The organism is Campylobacteraceae bacterium (genome assembly GCA_013215945.1).
Lineage (GTDB): Bacteria > Campylobacterota > Campylobacteria > Campylobacterales > Arcobacteraceae > NORP36.
Genome location: JABSOM010000012.1, coordinates 47,552 through 70,099 on the forward strand (window position 1 = coordinate 47,552; position 22,548 = coordinate 70,099).

The following is a 22,548-nucleotide window of genomic DNA, read 5'->3' on the forward strand; positions in this document are numbered from 1 at the left end:
AAACTAATGTGACATAAAAATAGGTAACACGGAGTTCTCAAGTAAATATCTGGTAGCTCCCCCAAACATTAATTCTCTTAACCCTCTATGTCCATAAGCACCTGCAATGATTAAATCAAAATTTCCATCAAGTCCCGCATTTAATAAAGCTTCTCCTGGAACTTTTGTTGTTTCTACAATTTCAAAAGTAGCATCAATATCATGATATGCCAAATAAGAAAGTAAATTATTCATATTATCATCATTTTTTGAATACTCTAAAGAAGATACAATATGCACTCTTTTTGCTTTTTGCAATAAAGGAATTGCCGAAGTCACTGCACGTGAAGCCTCTGGGGAATTATTCCAACCAATCACGATATTATTTGCATCAAAAATCTGCATATTCCTAGGAATCATTAACACAGGTTTTCCACTGTTTAAAACAGCAGCTTCAAAGGTAGCAGTAGAGACACCTAAAGGAGGAGCAGCAGCTATTACTAAATCACAAAATTTTGATGCTTGTTTTACCAAATCACTTCTTAGTCCATCTTTACTTGTAAAATAAACAGAAGCTCTGTCTTTATAATAAAGTTTACTTACTTCAATATCATTATCTTTGGCCAATTTTTTGAAAAGTTTAGAAAACTTTTCTTCTTCAACTTGTACTTGCCCCTCAAGAACGGCCAAGATTTCTTCTTGAATGTTTAAAGGTAAATTAATGGTATTGAGCATTTTACGATTGGGATTAGATAAACAAAGTAAAAATTCCAGATTTACATTAAAATACTTAGCCACTAACATAGCCCCATGTAATCTTTCTTCTAACTCTTCTCCTCCACCAATAGGAAAAAACATTTTTTTGTAATTCATTTGACATCCTTTATATAAAAATTTTAGCAAACTTAACTGTCATTAAGCTTTCAGAAAAACTCTATATAAAGTATAGGCTCTAAAAATGTAAATAAAATCAGAAGAATTTACTCCTTCTTTCAAACTAAGAAAATATTTTTATTCTATGAAAAAGACACCTTCTATTTCTTCATTAAAAGAGATTACTAAAGAAGAAAAAACAGGCTGTTCATTCTGTTTTGTAAACATATTTTCATTTAATAATACTTTATCCAATAAAAAATAGAGTAAAAAAGTAATCAGAACACATAAAAATAATATTTTGAATTTATACATAATAGGAAAAAACTTCATTTTTTTGTTCTCTTTGATTTTTTTGATACGATGAAAGAGAAAGTGCCGACACTTCATGTTTTTGTTCTGCTTCTTTTTCAAATAAGATATCCATTACATTTTTTGTCATTTGATTATTTTTATAACTATAATATAAAACAGTTTTTTCCTCTTTTGAATATATATCTTTTTCTTTTTCTACTTCTTTGATGCCAGGACTTTGTAAAACATCGCTATTTTCTTCCTTTGCATAACTTGGGAAAACATATCTTTTGGCTTCTACATTTATAATATTGTTAATGTGCATGTATACTCCTTGTTCTCTAGTATAAAGACAAAAAGTGTTCAAAGGGTGTGGAAATAAAATACTTTAAGATAAAGGAAATGAATAATGAAAAAATCACTTATTATAGATAAAGAGTTTTTTTAATCTGCCTGTGTTTAAAGAGAAAAATTTTGTGAGTTGTAGAAGTAAAATCATATTAAAAGGCTTTCTTTAAAGCATAAAACTAGTATTATTGTTTCTTACAGCATGTAAAATAACTTTATAGTATACTAAATTGTTTAAATATTTACGTTTATTCTACTTATTTACCTTTTTTCTTGTAAAATACATAACAATTATAAAACCAAATTGACACTTTATTATCTTAATATGATTCATACCAATAAGGAAGTTCTAATGACAACAAAATATATTTTAACAATGACTTTACTCTCTACTCTTGTTTTTTTTCAGGCCTGCTCAGATAAAGAAGAAAAAAAAGTAGAAGTAATAAAAAAAACAACACAGGTCAATATTAATACCATAAAAAAACAAAACTATGCTATTTGGGTTAATTTCTCAGGAAAAACACAAGCCTCTAAAAATGTTTCCATTACAGCAAAAGTACAAGGAGAATTAAAAAAAATACTTTTTACTCCTGGCTCAAAAATTACCCAAGGGCAAGCCTTATTCCAAGTTGATGACAGCGAATATAAAATTACCTTATTGCAAAAAGAAGCCACACTTAATAAAAACAAAGCCTCTTTGAAATTGGCACTTGCTAATGTCAACAGATACAAACCTTTAGTACAAAAAGAACTGGCTCCCAAAGAAAAACTGGATGAATTAATAGCAGTCAAAGAACAACTGCAAGCCCAAATTACTGCGGATAAAGCCATTATTAAACAAGCAAAATTGGATCTTGAATATACTATTATTAAAGCTCCCATAAAAGGAAGTATAGGAAAAGCTCTTTTAGATATAGGGAATATGATTAATACAAATACTGTTTTAGCCAATATTGTTCAAAGCGATGTTCTTTATGTAAACTTTAATCCAAGTGCCAATGAAGTTTCTTTAATTAAAAAATACAAAGCAGAAAAATATCCTAAGATAAAAGTCATTCCACAAAATGCCAATAAAAATTTGGAACTGTATGGAAAATTAGATTTTATTGATACTATTAGCAATGAAAGTACGGGAACAGTTGCTTTAAGAGCCAGTATTAATAATACAGACAATATTTTATTTCCAGGAACATTTGTGGATATAAAACTATTTATAAGTGATAAGATTCCTTTTATTGCACTTTCTCCAAAAGTAATATCAAGAAACCAATTGGGAGCTTATGTTTATATAGTGAATGAAGAAAACAGCATTGAAATCAGACAACTGGAAATCACTTATTCAAACAAAGACTTAGTTATTATAAAAAAAGGATTAAAAGAAGGAGATAAGGTCATTATAAGTGCTATTAACAAATTAAAAATAGCACAAAAAGTAGAAGGAATAGAGCGTCCGAATTCTATTGATATAAAAGGCTTATAATGTTTTCAATATTTTTTATCAAACGTCCAATTTTTGCAAAAGTAATTGCTATTTTCATTATTTTGATTGGTTTAATTGCTTTAAACATATTGCCAGTAGCTCAGTTTCCAGAGATTTCACCTCCTTCCATTTCAGTTAAAGCCTCTTATACAGGGGGAAGTGCCAAAAGTGTAGAAAGTTTTGTTACTTCTCCTTTGGAGCAACAACTCAATGGTTTAGAAGGTTTGATTTATATGGATTCAATCTCTTCTTCTGATGGAAGTTCCAATATTAATTTATATTTTGAATCCGGTTATGACTTAAATACAGCAGCCATTGATGTTCAAAACAGAGTAGCTTTAGCCCTTCCCTCTTTGCCTGAAAGTGTCAAACAACAAGGGGTAATTACCAAAAAAAAATCAACCTCAATGTTACAAATTTTAACCCTATCCTCTTCGAATGAGGATCATGATGCTTTATTTTTATCCAATTTTGCAAGCCTTAATATCATTGAAGAACTCAAAAGAATCAAAGGAGTAGGAGATGTGCAAAACTTAGGAGAGAAAAAATATTCTATGAGAATTTGGATTAATCCCAATATTTTGTCCAACTTAAAACTTAGCGTAAATGATGTAAGTGCTGCTATTAAAGCTCAAAATTTGCAAGCAGCTTTAGGAAGTATTGGAGCCAGTCCCAATGATTCTAATGCCAAGTTTCAATATTCTCTTGTTTCTAAGAGCAAACTAAACACCGTTGAAGAATTTGAAAACATAATTGTAAAACAAAATGAAGATGGCTCTCAAATAAAACTTAAAGATATTGCAAACATTGAATTAGGAGCTGAAACCTACTCATGGGATGCAAGATTAAACAATAAAGATGCAGCCATGCTTGGTATTTATCAATTGCCTGGCTCAAATGCCTTGGAACTTGCAAAAAATATTCAAGAGGTTTTAAAAAAAGTTGAAAAAACCTTTCCTCCTGGTCTTAAAATAAAAGCCACTTATGATACAACTAAGTTTGTTGAAGCATCTATTAAAGAAGTGGTTATTACTTTATTTCAAGCCTTGGTTTTAGTTTTATTAGTTGTATACTTCTTTTTACAATCGTTTAGAACCACTATTATTCCAGCCATTGCCATTCCAGTTTCTTTAGTAGGAACATTTGCTCTTCTTTTGGCTATGAATTTTTCAATCAATACACTCACTCTTTTTGGTTTAATTCTAGCAATTGGAATTGTAGTAGATGATGCAATTATTGTGGTTGAAAATGTTGAAGCAAACTTAGAAAAAAATCCTGATATTTCTTTAAAAGAAGCCACAACAAAAGCAATGAAAGAAGTATTTGCACCTATTATATCTACAACGCTTGTTTTATTAGCTGTTTTTATTCCTGTCACTTTTATTCCAGGAATCTCAGGAACGCTGTATCAACAATTTGCAACCACTATCGCTTTTGCAGTAATTATCTCATCATTGAATGCTTTGACCTTATCGCCTGCTTTATGTGCGACTGTCCTCAAAAGGAAAAGAGAAGATCAAGAAAAAAATGCTGTTTTTAAAGCTTTTGATAAAGCACTTGAAGCACTAAAAGTACGTTATGAAAAAATCTTAAGAAAATTAATTCAACACTGGATTAGCATTGCAGTTATTTATGTTTTATTATTAGGCGCAACTTTTATGGCTTTTAAAATTCTGCCTACTGGTTTTATTCCCAATGAAGATCAAGGTACATTATTGGCATCTATAAGTCTTGAAGCAGGAACAACACTAAAAACAACCAATGAAGTAACCAAAAAAGTAAGTGCTATTATACAAAATACAAAAGGCGTTTCTGATGTTCTAAGTATTCCAGGTTTTTCTGTTATTTCAGGCGCAATTGATTCATCTACGGCTACATTATTTATTGTTTTAGACGATTGGGAAAAAAGAAAAACCATTCAAACATCTATTAATGGTATTATTAGCTCTATCAATCAAGAAACGCAAAGTATTGACAATGCTAAGGTGAGAGTTTTTAATATGCCTTCTATCCCTGGTATTTCAGCAGTAGGAGGTTTTGAATTAAAACTTCAAAACATACAAAATATTCCTTTACTTGATTTTGAGAACCATGCAAAAGAATTTATACAGAAATTAAATCAAGAAAATACCATAATGATGGCCTATACCACATTTAATTCCAAATATCCACAACTTTTTATTGATGTAAACAGAGATAAAGTGGCTGCTTTAAATATTAAATTATCCGATGTATTTGCTGTATTACAGTCTTATTTAGGTTCTTTATATGTCAATGATTTTTCTAAATTTGGAAAATCTTATCGAGTTTTTATCCAAGCACAGCAAGAATACAGAGACAATAAAAATGATATTTCACGTTTTTTTGTTAAAAACAAAAATGGGGAACTAATACCCTTAAGTGCCATTTTAAGTATCAAAGAAATAGTAGGTGCAAACAGTATTACGCATTTTAACTCTTACCAAAGTATTTCGGTTAACGGTATACATAATATTAAAGAAGGTTTTAGTTCCTCTGATGCTCTAAGAAGTATAGAAAACATTGCTAAAAGCCTTCCTTCAAGTATGTCTTATTCTTTTTCAGGCTTAAGTTTACAAGAAAAAGAAGCAGGAAATGCGGCAATGTATATTTTTGCTTTATCTATTTTTATCGTATTTTTATTTTTAGCAGCACAATATGAATCATGGTTGATGCCCTTAATGATAATGTTACCTATTCCTATTGTAATGTTAGGCGCGTTAGGTGCAAATATGATGGCAGGTCTTTTAAACAATACCTATACACAAATTGGACTGGTCCTTCTAATAGCCATGTCCTGCAAAAACTCTATTCTAATTGTAGAGTTTGCAAAAGAGTTAAGAGATCAAGGAGAGAGTATTGTAGATGCAGCTATAAAAGCTTCTATTTTACGTATGAGAGCTATTTTAATGACTATTTTTTCTTTTCTTCTGGGTATTTTACCTCTTGTTTTTGCAAGCGGCGCAGGGGCAGCAGCTAGAGCCTCTTTAGGAACAGCTGTTTTTGGAGGAATGTTAGTATCAAGCATATTAACGTTTATTTTAAGTCCCGTATTATTTGTTGTTTTACAAAGATTAAGAGAAAAGAAAAAAATGAAAAAGGAAAAAAACAATGAAAGTATTTAGTTTTATTCTATTATCAAGTTTGAGTTTACAAGCAAGTACAAGCCTTGATTTGCAGGCTTTACTTGAACTGGCATTAAAAAACAATCCTTCTGTTCAAATACAAAAATATATTAAAGAAGAACAATACGCCAATATTACAAGTACAAAAGCTGCATATTTACCTACACTAAGTGCCAATGCAGATCTTAGTTCTTATGATATAAAACAAGCTTCATCTGCTGTCAAAGATAAGAGCGTAAAAACATACTCTCTTATAGCCAAACAACTTATTTATGATTTTGGAAAAACATCTTATAGTATAAAAGCAAGTAAAAGTAATTATAATGCGTCCAAAGAAAAAGTATTAAGCATTGTTTCTAAAGTTAGTTTTGATGTCAAAAAAGCGTACTTCAGTATTTTAAAGAATTATGAACTGATTAAAGTAGCGCAACAATCTGTTGACATAGATGCCCAACAATTGTATAGAATACAAGAGTATGTAAATGCAGGAATAAAAAGTAAAATTGATATTTCAAATGCTAAACTTTCTTTATCCACATCAAAACTGGACTTAATAAAAGCAAACTTTGCATTAAAACAAGCCTACAATAGTTTGATTTCTCTCTTAGGTACAAAAGAAAAATATCTTATAAAAGAAGAAAAACGCGATATTAAAGACTTAAGTAAAAAGATTGCCCCTCCTTTACAAGACCTAGAATATTATTTGGCTCAAGGCTTAAAAAACAGATATGAACTTAAAATGTATGAATACTTAATTCAAGGAAATAAAGATGCCTTAAGCAGTAGCAATGCAGAGTTTTTTCCAAAAGTAAATATACAAGCATCTTATAATAATACCCTCTCCCACGAACAATTTTTAGACAAAGAACAAAATATTGTAGGAGTTTACCTTTCATGGGATCTTTTCACAGGTTTTTCTTCTAAAGCCAAAGTACTTAAAAATAAAAGTGCACTCAATCAAAATAAAGAAAAAAGAGTACAAGAAGAATTGAAAATACAAGAAAATATAAGTGCAGCGTATATTTCATTATTGGAAAACTATGAGAGTACAAAACTTTCTTTAGAAAGCCTTGCTTTAGCAAAAGATAATCTGTATTTATCCCAAGAAAGATATAAAAATGGTTTAAATGATATTTATGAGTTAAACACCTCTAAAGTCCAGTTTACAAAAGCACTAAGCTCTTTGGTTGATATTTATTATTCCTATGAAATTTCAATTGCAAATTTAGAGTATGCTAGTTCTATTCTCTATAATAAAGGTCAAAAATGAAATATGCACGCAGTAAACTCTGTTCTTTAAGAATAAAAGAAGTAAAGAAAGAAAATATTTAAGCCCATGAAAAAAATATACTCCCTTCTCTTTCTTTCGTCTTTGCTTTTTGCCAATAATGATGTTTTAAGAGAAGCACAAGAACTGGAAAAACAAGGAAAATATAAAGAAGCAAATATTTTATACAAAAAGCTACTTCAAAAAGACAGCATAACCAATAAACAAGTACAATTTTTTAATGAAAACATAGACAAAAGTGAAGATGAAGAAACAAATCAAAGTATTGAACAAGTGATTACTTCTTCTTTTGATATTTATCCCTATAAAGACAATTATTTCCTGCCTTTTTCTTACGACTTAAAAAACAAGAAAGACAGAGAAAATATGGAGGCAAAATTTCAAATATCATTCAAAAAACCGATTTCATATAATTTTTTCTCTCTTAATGAAACCATTAATTTAGCTTATACTCAAACCTCATTTTGGCAGATATACAAAGAATCTGCCCCTTTTAGGGAAACAAACTACAAACCAGAACTTTATATTTTGTTTCCCTATAAAAACCTTGATCATACCTCTTTAAAAGCGTATAAACTTTCTTTAATGCATGAATCCAATGGAAGAGAAGGGGAACAATCTCGGTCATGGAATAAAATATATGCAGAAGCTTATTTTCAAGTAGGAGATATGTTTATTAAACCGCAAGTTTGGTATAGAATTCCAGATTCTAAAGATGATAACCCTGATTTATATAAGTATTATGGTTATGGAGAAATGAATTTCTCTTATGTGTATCGACACAATATTCTAAAATTAAAACTAAGAAACAATTTTAAATTAAATAAAGAAAACAAAGGACTAATACAAATAGATTATTCTTTTGCTTTTAGAAAAAATGCTTTTGCTTATGTTCAACTGTCTTCTGGTTATGGGGAAAGTTTAATTGATTATGACAAAGAAATTAATAGAATCTCTGTTGGTATCTCTTTATCACGCTAGTTTATTCTTTATCTAGTTCTTTATCTATTAAAGCAATAACACGTGTAAGATGCAAAGACATTAAGTTTTTTGCTTCTTCTTGATTTCTATTTTTAATGGCTTCTAAGATATCTGCATGATCTTTTATAGACTGTACATTTAAACTTGAAGTAACATTTTTTTGACATCGTACTCTATCAATATGCAAATTTATTTTTTCCAAAATAGTCCAAGCATCTAATAATTTTGCTGTTTTTGCAAGATGGAAATGAAAAGCCACATCGTATAGATAAAAATTTTGTATATCATCCTTATTAATTGCCACTTGTTGTTTTTGAAGCAAAGACTCTAAGATTAGGATATCGTCTTGTGTTACGTGTTTAATTGCTTCTCTAATAAGCATTAACTCTAAAGCTTCTCTTATAAGATAAGAACTTCTTACTTTTTTTATATTAATAGGTAAAACATAGGTTTTACTTTGAGGCATAATACGAATAAGTTCATCTTGTTCTAAGCGTTTAAGAGCTTCACGTACAGGACTTTTACTTACATTCAAAGTAAGTGAAATTTTTTTATCAGATAATATTACCATGGATTGCAAAATACCCTTTGTAATTAAATCCAATAAGAGTTTATATATCTGTTTTTGTAAATTTTTAGTTTTACTTAGTTTTGACGCTTGTAAGTGAGTTAAATAAACCTCGTCATGTATATACTGCACCTTGTTCCTTTTAATCTTGAACTCGTATTATAACCAATTTAAAAAAACATCTTCTTATTTAAAAAATGATTATAGCTCTAAAATAAAAAGCGCTTTAGCTAGTAAATACTAATAGAAAACTTTGTAATATAATAGCCTCCAAAAATAAGCCAAAGAAATAAAATACTAGATAGATAAAAAGGTTTAAGCCCTACATTTTTAAATTTAGAAAAACTTGTTTCCATCCCCAGTGCGCACATACTCATTGTTAAAACAAAAGTATCTACTTCATTAATGGCGTATACAAAAGTAGAAGGTAATAAATCTAAAGAATTAAAACCTGCTACTAAAATAAAACAAAGGGCAAACCAAGGAATAAAAAGAGGTGTTTTATTTGTAACGCTACTTGTTTTATTTTTTAAAAACAAAGCTAAAATTATTAAAAAAGGCGCAAGCATCATTACACGAATCATTTTAACAATAACAGCATCGTTTGAAACATCTTGGCTTATTGCATTTCCTGCAGCCACTACATTTGCTACTTCATGTAAAGTAGCGCCAATATAAATACCTATCTCACTTTCATCCAAAGAAATAAATCCTATTTTATATAAAAAGGGGTATAAAAACATTAAAGTACTTCCAAAAACAACAACTGAAGATACGGCAATTGCTGTTTTATACGCTTCACTTTTTAAAACAGATTCTGTAGCTAATACAGCTGCGGCTCCACAAATAGAGCTTCCTGCTGCTATTAGGATAGTAGTATGTGCATCTAATTTCAAAAGTTTCACTCCTATAAAATAACCAAGAGTAAATGTCATTGTTACAATTAAAACACCAGCTACAAAACCAGATAATCCCAATTCAAAAATACTTTGATAAGTGATTCTAAATCCATAAAATACAATAGCAATTTTTAAAAGTTTTTTTGTTGAAAAAATTATTCCTATGGAATATTTTTGAGGTAAATATACTCCAAGGGTATTTCCATATACAATTCCTAGTATTATTCCAATAATAAGAGGACTAAGCCCAAGACTTTGAATATAAGGAATTTTTGAAAGTACAGTAGAAACAATAGCAAAAGAAGCCACCAAGATTATTCCATAAAATATTTTGGGAAGAACCTGTTTTTTTAAGATTCCACTTTTTTCCATAGTTTATCCTTTTGCCTTATTAATATTTACAATTCTATAACAAATCATTTAATAAGTAAAATATATTAAATTTAATATAATGATATATAAAATCAATAAGGAATAAAATGACCTTAAAAGAACTGGAATTATTCTACCTATTATGTGAAAACACTCATGTATCTGGACTTTCAAGAAAATTAGGAATGAGTCAATCTGCTATTTCTTTAGCAATAAAATCTTTAGAGAAAAAACTAGAGGAACCTTTATTTGATAGATTAGGGAAAAAACTCGTATTAAATGAGAGAGGAAGAATCTTTAAAGAGAAAACACATCAACATTTTCTGTCTTTAAAAGATGCCCAAAAGAACTTTAAAGAAGTCAAAATTTCAGGAATACTTAATATTGCTGCTAGTAAAACCATAGGAAATTTCATTCTTCCACAAATTGTATTTGATTATCTTTCTATGCATCAAAATATTTCTATTCAAAAACAAATTACAAACTCTACTCGTATTATTCAGATGGTAAAAGAGGGAAAACTCGACCTTGGGTTTATTGAAATAATATCCAAGGAGGAAGATATTATAAAAGAAGTATTGGGACAAGATGATTTAATTGTAGTATCTTGTGATGAATCCCTGCCCAATGAATTATATTTGGATCAACTATTAAACAAAAAATGGATTTTAAGAGAAAAAGGTTCAGGAACAAGAGATGTTTTTTTAAAAGAAATTGATGAAATAAGTGATTCTCTTGATATTTTCATGGAATATTCTGATTTTGAAGAGATTAAAATGTTATTGGTAAATAACAAAGAAATCATTACTTGTATTTCAAAAGTAGCCGTTCAAAAAGAATTAAAAACAAAACATTTAAAAGAAATAAAATTAAAAAACATTAGCATTAAAAGAAATTTTTATTGCATTTATCACAAACAAAAATACAAAAGTAAACTGTTTAACTCTTTTAAACTCTTTGTCAAAAAACGATTTAAACAGCTTTAATATGTGAGTTAGTCTCTATTTTATTTTTAATAAACGTTTTAGAGACTCTTTTGTTTTTTTTGAAGAAACCATAAAAAAGAAAACATCAAACCAGGGGTTTTAGCTTTACTCTCATCATACATAAATTCTTCATACTCAGCAATGGGTAAATAAAACGATTCAATTTGTTCATCATTAATACCGCCCCCTTCGTGTATTTTCATAGCATTATTGATTTTTGCATAAAACAGTGTTTGAAGGCCTCCACTTATTCCAACGTTTGTAAAAAAAGAAGATATTTTTTCTATTTTTTCTAAAGGAACATCGTAACCACATTCTTCATCTATTTCTTCTTTTGCAATTACATTTAAAGCCTTGTCTTTATCTACTAGTCCTGCACATAATTCATAGGTAAATTCTTTGCTTTTATCATTTAAATAAACAGGTGCTCTAAACTGTTTTACGAGTAAAAATGCATTTTTTTCTTCATGATATAAAAGCACAGAAACAGAAGAAAAACTCTCTACGGCTTCCCATATTTTATCGATTCCATTTAAGGTATAAGTCAGTTGTACGGGTTTTACATAATTTGTATTTTTAAGATCTTGTTTTTTAAAGTTTTTAATTTGATTTTTCATAGTATACCTTTTAGCTGTACAAGTATATTTATATTTGCCTAAGGCTTATCTAAAAAAAAATCTTTACTTTAGTCCCTTTGTAAATTAACTTTATTTTAGCATTGCTTTTATTTTTTTAATAAATATAGGCAATAAAGATAATAAGCCCAAAAGTAAAAAAGCAAACAATATATTTTGAGTGAAAATATCGCTTAGGGCATTAATACTTGATAATTGACTTCCTGCATAAGTATAAACAAATGAACCAGGAATTATTCCTAAAGACGTAGTAATAACAAAAGATTTAAGATCAAGTTTGGTAATACCACATAAAAAGTTTACTAAAAAGAAAGGGAAAATAGGCAAAAAACGCAAAGAAAACAAATACTGGTACTTATTTGTTTCAAGTTCTTTATTAAAGGTTTTTAAAGCTACTTCATACTTCTTTTGTAGTTTTGCCCCTAAAATATAACGTGCAAAACTAAAAGCTGCTATAGCTCCAAGAGTAGCTCCTATATTTACAAACAATAATCCATATACACTTCCAAATAAAAAGCCTCCACTTAAGGTTAAGAGTGTAGCAATAGGTAATAAAAAAGCTACTGCAGAAATATATAAAGAAATAAACAATAAAACACTTAAGAGATAATTGTTTTGTACAAAAGCAGATAAAGAATCTTTTTGATTTTTAAGATTTTCAAAAGAAAAAAAACTGTCCAGCTCAAAATATTTAATTGCAAAAACAAAAAGTATAAATACTGCTACAAAAAATAATCTAGTTTTCATTGTTTTTACTTTTAAATACACTTAAAATCTTTTTTAACAATAATAAAGCTTTGTTGTTTAAGAGTTTGTTGATATAAAACTTTTTTGCTGGTTGTTTTATAATATCTGCATACGTAGGATATAAGTATATCATTTTGGATAATTTATCAAAAGAAATATCAAATGTTTTTGCTATTTGTAATTGATGTATTAACTCCCCTGCTCGCGAGCCTAAAATACTAGCAGCAAGAATTTTGCCATTGTTTAAAACAGATACTTTTATCATACCCACTTTGTTTACATCCGTATATCCCCTATCAGAGTTTTTATATTCAAAACTATAAATGCTGTATTCATTCTTTTTATATTTATTTTCTATTTCTTTTTTATTTAATCCAATATGTGCAAGTTCTGGTTGGGCATAAATACAAGAACCAATATGTTCATATGATATTTTTTGTTTAATAGGTAAAACAATATTTGAGGCTGCTTTAATTGCTTCTTGTTCTGCTATATGCGTATATTTATAAGCAGAACTCACATCTCCAATGGCATAAATATTCTTATTCGCACTTTGTAAATATTCATTTACTATTATTCCATTTTCATTGCATGTCACTTTTGCTTTTTCTAAATTAATATTGCTATTGGCTTTTCTTCCTATTGCAAAAAGAATTTTTTGGGCTTGGATATTTCCACATTTTTCTTTTCTTTCATAATCTAAAGAAATACCATTTGATGTTTTTTGAACTTCTAATAATTTGCTATTTGAAAAAAAAGAAATACCTTCTTTTATAAGCTCTTTAAGTAAAATACCACTTAGTTCTTCATCATACGTTTTTAGTATTCCACTTGACCTAGAAAATAAACTTATCTTTGATCCCAAACGATTAAAAGCACTGGCCATTTCAATACCAATAGCACCAGTTCCTACAATAATCAAAGATTCTGGAATCTTTTCTTGTAAAAACATATTTGCATTAGTTAAATAAGGAACAGTTTTTATTCCTTTTATTGTAGGAATAATAGCACTTGAACCTGTTGCAATAATGTATTTGTTTGCGCAATAGATTTTATCATTGACCTTAATTTCATTCTCACTAATGAAATGGGCTCTTCCTTGTATAATAGAAATACCTTCTTTCTCAAAAATTTCAGGTGTTTCATGAGAATAAATTTCTGCTACGATTGAACGTACATGAGCTAGTACATTTTTTGTATCTATTTTTACGTCATTTGAAGCAAGGCCATATTTTGAAATATGTTTTGTTTCATAAGCAACATTGGCACATTTTAATAAAGCTTTTGAAGGAATACATCCACTGTGTGTACAATCCCCTCCTAATAAAGCTTCTTCTACAATAGCAACTTTTTTTCCAAAAGCTTTTAACAATTTAGAAGAAACAAGACCAGCAGGACCTCCTCCAATAATAATTACGTCAAATTTTTCCATGAAGTACTTTCCTTTAAATAGTGTAATGTGTGATCAAGCATAAAATCATTGTGTTTAAACTCATCATAAAATCTTTGTAAATCTTCACTGTCATCAATATCATTTAAATTTTCAAGCAAAGCTAATTTTTTAACATTTAGTTTTTGTAAGGTTTGGGTAAAAACCATAGGGCTGCTCCAAGAAATATTTTCAAAGACATTTTTATTAAAGCTTGTTTTATTAAAAGCAATTAAATAATATCCTCCATCATCAGCAGGGCCTAATACAATTTCTTTTGTATTTAATTTTAAAAAAGCTTCATTTATAAAAGAATGTCTAATATGAGGCGTATCACTTCCGATTAAAACTACTTTTTCATAAAATTCAAATTCATTCATGAAAGCTGTTTTCATTTTAAGCCCTAAATTACCATCAACTTGTGAAAAAACACAAGAAAAGTTAAATATTTTTTGTGTTTTTTCTTTTGAACCTGTTACATACATTTTAATATCATAGTTTTTTGATTCTACATTCACAAGCAAATCTTTTACAAAACATTTATATAACTCTAAAACAAATTCATCTCCAAGCTTATTTGCCAGTCTTGTTTTAACAAAACCCTTTTTAGGTTCTTTTACAAAAATAATAAGTAGGTTTTTATTCATAAAAATCTTCAAAACCAGTTAATAATGTAGTTAGGTTTAACAACATGCTACTACCCCATTTTCTTTTTCTTCATTTTTAGCCATACTAGCAAGTGTAGCACAGGCTTTAAATTCTCCAAAATGGGTATTACTATTACCTTGTAGTTCAAAATACTTTTTATATCTTGTTTTCATTAACATATCCGCTGTATTTTTACATACATGCTCAGGTCTGTTAATTTCAAAAAGATGATTTGCATCCAATAAAAACTCTGCTTTACAATATTCAATTCCACCTTTATAAATAATACTTTGTCCATAATCTTCACAAACAGAATCTAGGTTTTTTATTTTCCAAAGTCTATACGTTAATGAATAAAACTTAATATTCCCAAGAAGTTCTTTAATATTGGGATCTAAGATTTCGATTTCTTTTGAAGAAACCAAGCGTGGTTCAACAAAACCAGCTTCTATTGCATAAGTAATAAAATCATTCACATACAAAGCGCCTCCTAAACACTCCCCATGTAACAGTTTATTTGTTTTAAGTTCTTGCCCTAAGCGTCTGTTTGAATATACATCTGAGAAATAAAATTCTCCACCTTCTTTTAAAAGTGTATGTACTTTTTTTAAGATTTCTTTTTTATCTTTTAATAAATTTATAACACAATTGGATGTCACAATATCTAAAGAGTTTTCTTTAAAATGTTTGTCTATATTTTCTATATAATCATGAATAAAAGAGGTATTGTTTTTTTTATATTCAAAACGTCTTGTTTGTTCGTTTTGATATTTTTTTGCAACATCAATTTGATTTTTTGTCATATCAATTCCATAAACAAAACCTTCTTGCCCTGTCAATTTTGATAAAATATATACATCACGCCCACTACCACATCCTAAATCAAGAATCTTTGCGCCTTGTAATACTTCTGGCATAGGTGAACCACAGCCATAATATTTGTCTTTAATCTCATCCATTATATAAGGCAAGGTATCTTTTATTCTTTTAGGAATCATATCAATAGTACAACAAGCCGATGTTTTTAAATCCGAGGAAGAAGACAAAATTTCTCCATAATATTCTTTTGCATTTTCTTGGTAATCCATCTCTTCTTCTTTTGTATTTACTGCTTTTTCTTTTAGTACTTCTCCACTACAAGAAGAGCCAGAATTAACCGTACAGGCATAACAATGAGAATCAAAAGAAATTTCAGGCTTAAAATTAGAAAAATCAATATCCCAAAAATACGTATTCTCATACGCTTTGATTCTCATCTCCAAAGACAGATTAAAATCACAGTCGTATACATAACCTTCATAATCAATTGAGAGAATATTTCTGCACATAATATTATCTAAGGTGTTTTCATTGTATTTACTTCTTAAAGTATTCATATACTCATCAAGCACCTTATGTTTGTTTAAATCAAATTTAAAGCGTTTGATTGGCATGTTTACAATAGTGGCCAATGAATTAAAAGAAACATCAAACTTTTCTTTTAAAATAGTTTTATATTCAAGCTCTAATTGACTCTGCGCTGCTGGAAGAAAAGTGCCTACAGGATTATAAACTAGGTCAAGATTTAAATCTCCTTTTCCATAACCCATAGTATTAAAACGTCGTAATAACTCAATAGTAGAATCATATACCCCTTTTCCTCTTTGTTTACTAGTCGTTTCTTCAAACACAGAAGGCAAAGAAGCAATTACTTTTACTTTGTATTTTATATATATATCAATAAAATGTGAATATTTTTCATCTTCTAAGACGGTTAAAGAGGTTCTAACAACTAAGGTTTTTCCCCCTTCAAAGAGTTTTTCTAAAAAAAGTAAAAAGTTATCATTCATTTCAGGTGTTCCACCTGTAAATTCAATCGTTTGTATCTTCATTGATAAAATCTTATCAATAATTTTAAGAGCAGTATCTTTGTTCATATTTTTCACACCCTTAGGACTTGCTCCTACATGGCAGTGTTTACAACTAAGATTACACAAATCTCCAATATTAATTTGAATTAAATCAAACTTGTTTTTTAATAACACTCTATTTTCCCAGAAATTACTCATGAATTCTTCCTTATATTTTACATTAGATATAATAGTAAAGTACTATGTAGTTTTCGTTTATTAAGTATATACAATAAAGGATTAAGCATCAAAATTTCAATTATTATTCCCGTTTATAAAGAAAAGAAAATTAATTTGTTTTTACAGGCTTTATTGGAAAATAATTCTTTAAAAAATGATGAAATTATTGTAGTTGATGGGCATAAAGACTCTACAATAAAAGAGATACACCTTGAAAATATCATAAAAATCACGTCGGAAAAAGGACGAGCCAAACAAATGAACAAAGCAGCTCACCTTGCTAGTGGTTCGATTTTACTTTTTTTGCATGCAGATACCATTTTACCTAAAAATGCACTTAACTTAATTAGGGAGAGTTTAAACAATGATATTGTTGCAGGTGCTTTTGATTTGTCTTTTGACTCTTCAAAAAAAGCCTTAAAATTAATTTCTAAAATAGCTTCTATTCGTTCTCGTTTAACGTCTTTGCCTTATGGAGATCAAGCCATTTTTATTAAAAAAGATATTTTTGAAAATATAGGATTTTATGAAGAAATTCCTTTAATGGAAGATGTTAATTTGATGCAAAAACTAAAGAAAAAAAGATACAAAATTAAGATTTTAAAAGAAAAAGTTCGTACATCTCCAAGAAAATGGGAAAACAAAGGTTTATTTTATACGACACTTAGAAATTGGCTTTTAATTAGCCTATATTTTATAGGAGTAAAACCAAAAAACCTTGTGAAATATTATACTTAAGAGCTAAAAGAATAGCTCTTTATTAAGATTAAGAAGGTTTTATTTCTTCTTTTATTATCGCAAACACATCTTGTATTGAACTTAGTTTTTTATTTTCTTTTACAAAACGTTTTGCGATATTTAAACATATGTGCATAACTTCTTTTTTAAGCACTTCATCTTTTATATTTCTGATTTCAAGCACACCAGAAGCTCCAAATATTCTTCTTGCTATTTTACATCCTGCAAAACCAATAGAATCACGAAGGATTCCTAATACAAACTCTTTTTTGTAAGAAAGCATCTCTTCATTTCTAATAAAACCTTTTCTAAGTAATGCAGATTCTTCTTGTTTTATCCATAAGTTTAGAAATTTTTCTTCAAATTTTTCTAACAACTCACTAAGGTTTTGTAATAAATACTCCAAATAAGAAGGAGAAGCTTTTTGTATTACATGCGATACATAAGAAGTACAAAGATTTGCAAATAAAGCACCAATATCAAAACCAAAGGGCCCTATAAAAGAGAATTCAGGATCAATTACAAAGGTTTCTTTCTCATTAATCATAATAGAACCAGTATGAAAATCTCCATGAAGCAAAGCATCATTTTGAGTCATAAATTTATATTTTAAAGCAAGAACTTCTTTTTTAAAAACAGTATCTTCTATTAACGCCTTAAAATCATCGCTATTTTTAGACAACCTATCATTTGTTTCATGTTCCATAAAAGCAAAAGTAAAAATAAAATCTTCACTTAATTTACACAGTTCTGCATTTCCATTAAATTGTCCAAGTAAGTTTCTTTTTTCCTTTGAACTTAAATATAAAGAAGATGTTTTAAATAAATTATTTGCCAAATAACTTGAAATATGCTCTGAAAAATTTGGATAGGTGTTTTTTTGAATCAACCCTTCTCTTAAATCAATATGATCCTCTAAATACTGCATAATAACAGTAGACATATTTTCATTACAATCGTATAAAAAAGGAATATGTAAAGGAGTATTATTTCTAAATTGTTTTAATGCTCTTATTTCATAAGTCATTCTTTCTCGCCCTAAAAGAAAATCTTCTCCCAAACATCGTAAATAAGGAACCGCTTGTTTTAAAATAAGTGCTTTATTATTATCTTTAAGGCTTTTTATAATAAAAACGTAATTTAAATTTCCATTACCAATTTCATCAATAAAAAGATCATCACCAGCAAAGTATTCTTTTATATTCTTTATACTCATTAAATATTCTTCTATATTCTTTTTATTCAATATCTTATATTTCAAATATTTTCCTTTGATGAATGTGTTTTATTTAGGTTTTTTTAGACTATAAGGTTTTAATTTTTAAGAATTATATTTTTTGCTAATTTGCCTATAGTAATGTAAAGTTTTATTAAATCAAGTGGTTTAGTTAAAAATTCACTTACTTCTGCTTTTTTAGCATTAAGTTGGTAAGTACTGTCGTTATATGCGCTAATAATAACAATAGGAACATTAGTATTTTCTTCTCTTATACATTGAGACATTTCTATGCCATCCATGTGTGGCATTGAGATATCCGTGATTATTAAATCAGGAGTAGAACTTCTAAATAAAGACAAACCTTCTTTTCCGTCACAGGCAACAAAAAGTTTTTTTACTTTACTTTCAAGGGTGTAGGTAATTTCATTTCGTATGTCTTCATTATCTTCAACATATAAAATCGAAATATCTTTAAGATATTTCATATTTTCTTTTAAATCATTCATTAAAACTTCTTTTTATTTAGATAAATTTAAAATACTTCTTAATAAAGTGTAACATATCTTTAGAAAAAAATACTTGAAACTTAGATTTTAGTTTTATACTAATTGTTTATTTGTTTTGCATTTGAAAAATCCACAATAAACGTAGAACCGACCTTAGGTTCTGACTCAAGATTTAACGATAAATTATATTCATGAATCACCCTACAAACAATATCAAGCCCAATTCCAAAACCACCTTCTATGTTATTTCCTCTTTTATATCTCTTAAAAATACTTTTTTGATCTTCTTTTGAAATACCTATACCAAAATCTTCAACAGTTAAAATATTTTTTTTAAGTTTAACCAAAATTTTTGAATCTTTTTTCGAATATTTAATGGCATTGGATAAAAGGTTGTTTATTATTCTTTGCGTTTTATTTTTATCCATAAAAATAACTGTTTCTTGGGCTTCTACTTCAATTATTATTAACTTAGTAAGCGCAATATCATTAAAATAACCCACCGATTCTTTAATCATTAAAGACAAATCAAAGTCTTGATTCAAATCTTCATCAATTTCATTAAAAGCAGAAAAATGTATATCATTGTAAATATGAGATATTTGTTTAGCAGAAGAAATCATATATTGAAGCATTTTTTCAGTATTTCTTCCTTGTTTCAAGGTAGAGGCAGACGTTAATAATACAGCAATTGGAGTATTTAACTCATGGGCAGAATCTTTAATAAAATTGTCCATATGTAAAATCTTTTCACGTACCGGTTTTAATAAAAGTTTGGATAAAAAATAGCCAATTATTAAAATAAAAACAGCAGAAAAAATCAAAATACTTAAGGTAAGTATTTTTAAATTCCATTTATCTGAATAACCTTGTTGGGTTTCAATAACAATATATTTAATATTAATTTTATTCTCATATTTATCTTCAAAAGTAGAAATATGAAAATTATACTCTCCATTATAATGTACTATTTTTGTGAAATCTATCTCATTTGACTCTAGGTTTGAGAAAATAATATTTTGATTTTTATCAAATAAACCATAATTAATACTTCTGTTTTTAACTTTTGAAGGAACATAAGCAATATGATCCATATGGGATTTTAAAATATCTGTTTTGATTTTACTTGCAGCAGTACTCATTATCATATTGCATTGTTTGTCCAAATTTTTTACTTCATTGATATAATATGAATACAGCATTATTCCAATAAAAAGCACTGTTGAACTTACATAAATTAATAAAAAACTAATAAGTGCTTTTTTTTCGTCCTTATTCAAACTTATATCCTAGTGCTCTAATAGTTGTAATTCTCTCTTTTCCTAATAATTCTCTTAAGTTTTTAATATACACTCTAATGGTAGCATCAGTAGGCTGTTCGTCATACTTCCAAATATTTTGCAATAACTCTTCAGAAGAAATCACCCTACTTTTATGGGTTACAAAATAACGTAAAATATCTCTCTCTTTTTTTGCAAGAGAGATTTTTTTGTTTTTGATGATTAATTCACATTCATTTGGATTAAATATAATACCACCTAAATCCAAGCTATTGTTTTGGTTTAAAGCAAAATGTCTGCAAATTCTGTTTATTCTTTGATCAAATTCTTCTAAATCAAAGGGTTTTTTTATATAATCATCGACTTCATTTTCAAAAGCATCTTTTAAATGTTTGGTATCTTGATACGCAGTTATCATTATTACAGGTGTTTTTAGTTTGTAATCGTTTCTTATGATTTTAAGAACTTCAAGTCCTGTCATATTGGGAGTATTAATATCCATAATTGCAAAATCAAATACTTCATCTACAAAAAATTCCAGCGCTTCATCGCCTGATGTTGCTAAAGAAACATCAAAACCATTGTGTTCTAAATGATCATAAAGAATATCGCTAAGAGCTAAATCGTCTTCAAGTAATAATACTTTCATATCCCACCTTTATTTATTGTATTATACTTGTTTTTTGTTTATTGGGCGTGTATTGTTTTTATTGCTCCATTTATCATAATGTACTACTTCTTCTAAAGGCATTCTTTTTAACCAACCTTTTTCTTCTAATTCCGGATTGTCATGAAAATAACTTACTTTTCCAATACATAAATAAGCAATAACATCAATATCAGAAGGAATCTCAAGTATATCTTTTAAGGTTTCATTATGAATAATACTTACCCATCCCAAACCTAAATTCTCAGCCCTAGCAGCTAACCACAAGGTTTGAACGGCACAAACACAGGAGTACAAATCCATTTCTTTATTTGTAGTTCGCCCAAGTACTACATCCCCAGAGCGCGAACGATCACAAGTAATACAAATTCCTATAGGTGCATCAGTAATACCTTCTAGTTTTAGTTTTTTATATTGTTTTTGTTTTTCACCTTTAAACAATAAAGAAGCTTCTTTATTAGCAGTCTCAAAACCATCTTTTATATCTTGGCGTATTTTTTTATCTTTAATAACAATAAAATCCCAAGGTTGCATAAAACCCACACTAGGAGCATGATGGGCTGCATCTAAAAGTCTTTTTATAACTTCATCATCAATTTCTTCATCTAAGAATTCTGACCTAGTATCTCTTCTTGTATAAATAGTTTTGTAAACAGCATCTCTTTCTTCTTGAGTAATTTCCATAAACATCTTCCTTTAATTGTTTAAGATTGTAGCAGAAAAAATTTAAAGACAAAGTATCAAAGTGTTAAAAAAATGTACACAAAGGCTTAACAAAACTCTCCTATAATTTGGATATAAAAGGATACATAATGAAAAACAGTTTTTTAAAAACCTTAGTATTAGTTGCCTGTATGAGCTCACTTTCTTTTGCAGCTTCTATGAGTGATAAGCCATTTGGAAGTGATAAAGATGTGAAATATTCACAAATGTTATGGATGCAATTAGAAAAAGCCAAGTTAAATAAAATTCCAGCAACCTTGTATTTAGGAGGCCCTCCTCATGGTCCGGTAAGAGAAGTGCTTGAAAGTACTATTGATGGAAAAAGAGTCATTATTAAAAGAAACTATGGTGGAAAAGATATCACTATTGAAAAAGTAGAACAAAACCGAGCTAAATATTTAAAAGCAGTAACGGTTATGATTAAAAAAGACGGTTATGATCCTAAAAATAACGATTGGTTTTGGGTTAAATATAAAGCAGATGGAACCTTACACCAAAGTCCTAAAAAAGACGCCCTTGCTGGAAAAGTAGGTGGTTGTATTGGTTGTCATAACAGTGCTTCTGGAAATGATTTAGTATTTGCACACAATAAAATGGCAAATGCAGATATTACTTTAGTTAAAGAAATGGAAATGATGAAAGACAAAAAAATGATGAAAAAAATGAAATAGTT

At 28.4% G+C, this 22,548-nt stretch carries 22 protein-coding genes; 7 read left to right on the forward strand and 15 right to left on the reverse strand.

The genetic code is table 11. From position 1 onward, the window contains the following. Window positions 1-3: 3 nt before the first annotated feature. From HRT41_12420 to HRT41_12430, 3 genes are all read right to left on the reverse strand, one after another. Window positions 4-852: a universal stress protein gene (locus HRT41_12420; GenBank protein ID NQY24828.1), complete on the reverse strand. Its 849-nt coding sequence runs from the start codon at window positions 850-852 to the stop codon at window positions 4-6. 138 nt (window positions 853-990) lie between these two features. Next, window positions 991-1,185: a hypothetical protein gene (locus tag HRT41_12425; protein NQY24829.1), complete on the reverse strand. Its 195-nt coding sequence runs from the start codon at window positions 1,183-1,185 to the stop codon at window positions 991-993. Further along, window positions 1,160-1,471 carry a hypothetical protein gene (locus HRT41_12430; protein ID NQY24830.1) on the reverse strand — a complete coding sequence of 104 codons (312 nt, stop codon included), beginning with the start codon at window positions 1,469-1,471 and terminating at the stop codon, window positions 1,160-1,162. Before HRT41_12430 ends, HRT41_12425 begins: the two co-directional genes overlap by 26 nt. 375 nt (window positions 1,472-1,846) lie before the next feature. Between HRT41_12430 and HRT41_12435 the strand changes: the two genes are divergently transcribed. The 4 genes from HRT41_12435 to HRT41_12450 all read left to right on the forward strand — a co-directional run bounded on the left by HRT41_12435 (window position 1,847) and on the right by HRT41_12450 (window position 8,389). After that, window positions 1,847-2,977: an efflux RND transporter periplasmic adaptor subunit gene (locus HRT41_12435; protein ID NQY24831.1), complete on the forward strand. Its 1,131-nt coding sequence runs from the start codon at window positions 1,847-1,849 to the stop codon at window positions 2,975-2,977. Then, a complete protein-coding gene (locus HRT41_12440) occupies window positions 2,977-6,120 on the forward strand; it encodes an efflux RND transporter permease subunit (GenBank protein NQY24832.1) in 3,144 nt (1,047 codons plus the stop codon). Before HRT41_12435 ends, HRT41_12440 begins: the two co-directional genes overlap by 1 nt. Beyond that, on the forward strand, window positions 6,107-7,390 hold the full coding sequence (locus tag HRT41_12445) for a TolC family protein (protein ID NQY24833.1): 1,284 nt from the start codon (window positions 6,107-6,109) through the stop codon (window positions 7,388-7,390). The genes HRT41_12440 and HRT41_12445 overlap by 14 nt, the downstream gene beginning before the upstream one ends. A gap of 66 nt (window positions 7,391-7,456) precedes the next feature. Continuing rightward, window positions 7,457-8,389: a phospholipase A gene (locus tag HRT41_12450; protein NQY24834.1), complete on the forward strand. Its 933-nt coding sequence runs from the start codon at window positions 7,457-7,459 to the stop codon at window positions 8,387-8,389. 1 nt (window position 8,390) lies between these two features. Here HRT41_12450 and HRT41_12455 read toward each other — a convergent pair whose 3' ends face one another. Together HRT41_12455 and HRT41_12460 are read right to left on the reverse strand one after the other, a co-directional pair. Continuing rightward, entirely contained in the window at window positions 8,391-9,089 is a 699-nt protein-coding gene (locus tag HRT41_12455) for a GntR family transcriptional regulator (GenBank protein NQY24835.1), read from the reverse strand. Between the two features lie 98 nt (window positions 9,090-9,187). Next, window positions 9,188-10,228 carry a YeiH family putative sulfate export transporter gene (locus HRT41_12460; GenBank protein NQY24836.1) on the reverse strand — a complete coding sequence of 347 codons (1,041 nt, stop codon included), beginning with the start codon at window positions 10,226-10,228 and terminating at the stop codon, window positions 9,188-9,190. 107 nt (window positions 10,229-10,335) lie between these two features. Between HRT41_12460 and HRT41_12465 the strand changes: the two genes are divergently transcribed. Then, window positions 10,336-11,214 (forward strand): LysR family transcriptional regulator, encoded by an 879-nt coding sequence (locus HRT41_12465; protein NQY24837.1) that lies wholly within the window; start codon window positions 10,336-10,338, stop codon window positions 11,212-11,214. A gap of 38 nt (window positions 11,215-11,252) precedes the next feature. Here HRT41_12465 and HRT41_12470 read toward each other — a convergent pair whose 3' ends face one another. The 5 genes from HRT41_12470 to arsS form a co-directional block, all read right to left on the reverse strand. Beyond that, window positions 11,253-11,831 (reverse strand): NUDIX hydrolase, encoded by a 579-nt coding sequence (locus tag HRT41_12470; protein NQY24838.1) that lies wholly within the window; start codon window positions 11,829-11,831, stop codon window positions 11,253-11,255. Between the two features lie 90 nt (window positions 11,832-11,921). Next, window positions 11,922-12,596, reverse strand: a complete 675-nt coding sequence (locus tag HRT41_12475; protein NQY24839.1) for a TVP38/TMEM64 family protein — start codon at window positions 12,594-12,596, stop codon at window positions 11,922-11,924. Beyond that, window positions 12,586-14,028 carry an NAD(P)/FAD-dependent oxidoreductase gene (locus tag HRT41_12480; GenBank protein NQY24840.1) on the reverse strand — a complete coding sequence of 481 codons (1,443 nt, stop codon included), beginning with the start codon at window positions 14,026-14,028 and terminating at the stop codon, window positions 12,586-12,588. Before HRT41_12480 ends, HRT41_12475 begins: the two co-directional genes overlap by 11 nt. Next, a complete protein-coding gene (locus HRT41_12485) occupies window positions 14,010-14,672 on the reverse strand; it encodes a glycosyltransferase (protein ID NQY24841.1) in 663 nt (220 codons plus the stop codon). The genes HRT41_12480 and HRT41_12485 overlap by 19 nt, the downstream gene beginning before the upstream one ends. Before the next feature lie 36 nt (window positions 14,673-14,708). After that, window positions 14,709-16,721, reverse strand: coding sequence for an arsenosugar biosynthesis radical SAM protein ArsS (gene arsS, locus HRT41_12490; GenBank protein NQY24842.1), 2,013 nt, complete (start codon window positions 16,719-16,721; stop codon window positions 14,709-14,711). On the opposite strand from arsS, the gene HRT41_12495 reads away from it, so the two are divergent. After that, a complete protein-coding gene (locus tag HRT41_12495) occupies window positions 16,701-17,480 on the forward strand; it encodes a glycosyltransferase family 2 protein (GenBank protein ID NQY24843.1) in 780 nt (259 codons plus the stop codon). The two genes, arsS and HRT41_12495, sit on opposite strands and share 21 nt — an antisense overlap. A 28-nt stretch (window positions 17,481-17,508) precedes the next feature. Here HRT41_12495 and mtnK read toward each other — a convergent pair whose 3' ends face one another. The 5 genes from mtnK to bluB all read right to left on the reverse strand — a co-directional run bounded on the left by mtnK (window position 17,509) and on the right by bluB (window position 21,836). Continuing rightward, complete coding sequence (mtnK, locus tag HRT41_12500; GenBank protein NQY24844.1) at window positions 17,509-18,741, reverse strand: S-methyl-5-thioribose kinase; 1,233 nt, start codon at window positions 18,739-18,741, stop codon at window positions 17,509-17,511. A 53-nt stretch (window positions 18,742-18,794) separates the two neighbouring features. Beyond that, on the reverse strand, window positions 18,795-19,205 hold the full coding sequence (locus HRT41_12505; GenBank protein ID NQY24845.1) for a response regulator: 411 nt from the start codon (window positions 19,203-19,205) through the stop codon (window positions 18,795-18,797). A gap of 98 nt (window positions 19,206-19,303) precedes the next feature. After that, complete coding sequence (locus HRT41_12510; protein NQY24846.1) at window positions 19,304-20,485, reverse strand: HAMP domain-containing histidine kinase; 1,182 nt, start codon at window positions 20,483-20,485, stop codon at window positions 19,304-19,306. Further along, window positions 20,478-21,134, reverse strand: a complete 657-nt coding sequence (locus HRT41_12515) for a response regulator transcription factor (protein ID NQY24847.1) — start codon at window positions 21,132-21,134, stop codon at window positions 20,478-20,480. The genes HRT41_12510 and HRT41_12515 overlap by 8 nt, the downstream gene beginning before the upstream one ends. Window positions 21,135-21,155: 21 nt before the next feature. Next, on the reverse strand, window positions 21,156-21,836 hold the full coding sequence (bluB, locus tag HRT41_12520; protein NQY24848.1) for a 5,6-dimethylbenzimidazole synthase: 681 nt from the start codon (window positions 21,834-21,836) through the stop codon (window positions 21,156-21,158). Window positions 21,837-22,006: 170 nt separating this feature from the next. Here bluB and HRT41_12525 point away from each other — a divergent pair, with 170 nt between their 5' ends. Next, on the forward strand, window positions 22,007-22,546 hold the full coding sequence (locus tag HRT41_12525) for a cytochrome P460 family protein (protein ID NQY24849.1): 540 nt from the start codon (window positions 22,007-22,009) through the stop codon (window positions 22,544-22,546). Window positions 22,547-22,548: the final 2 nt, after the last annotated feature.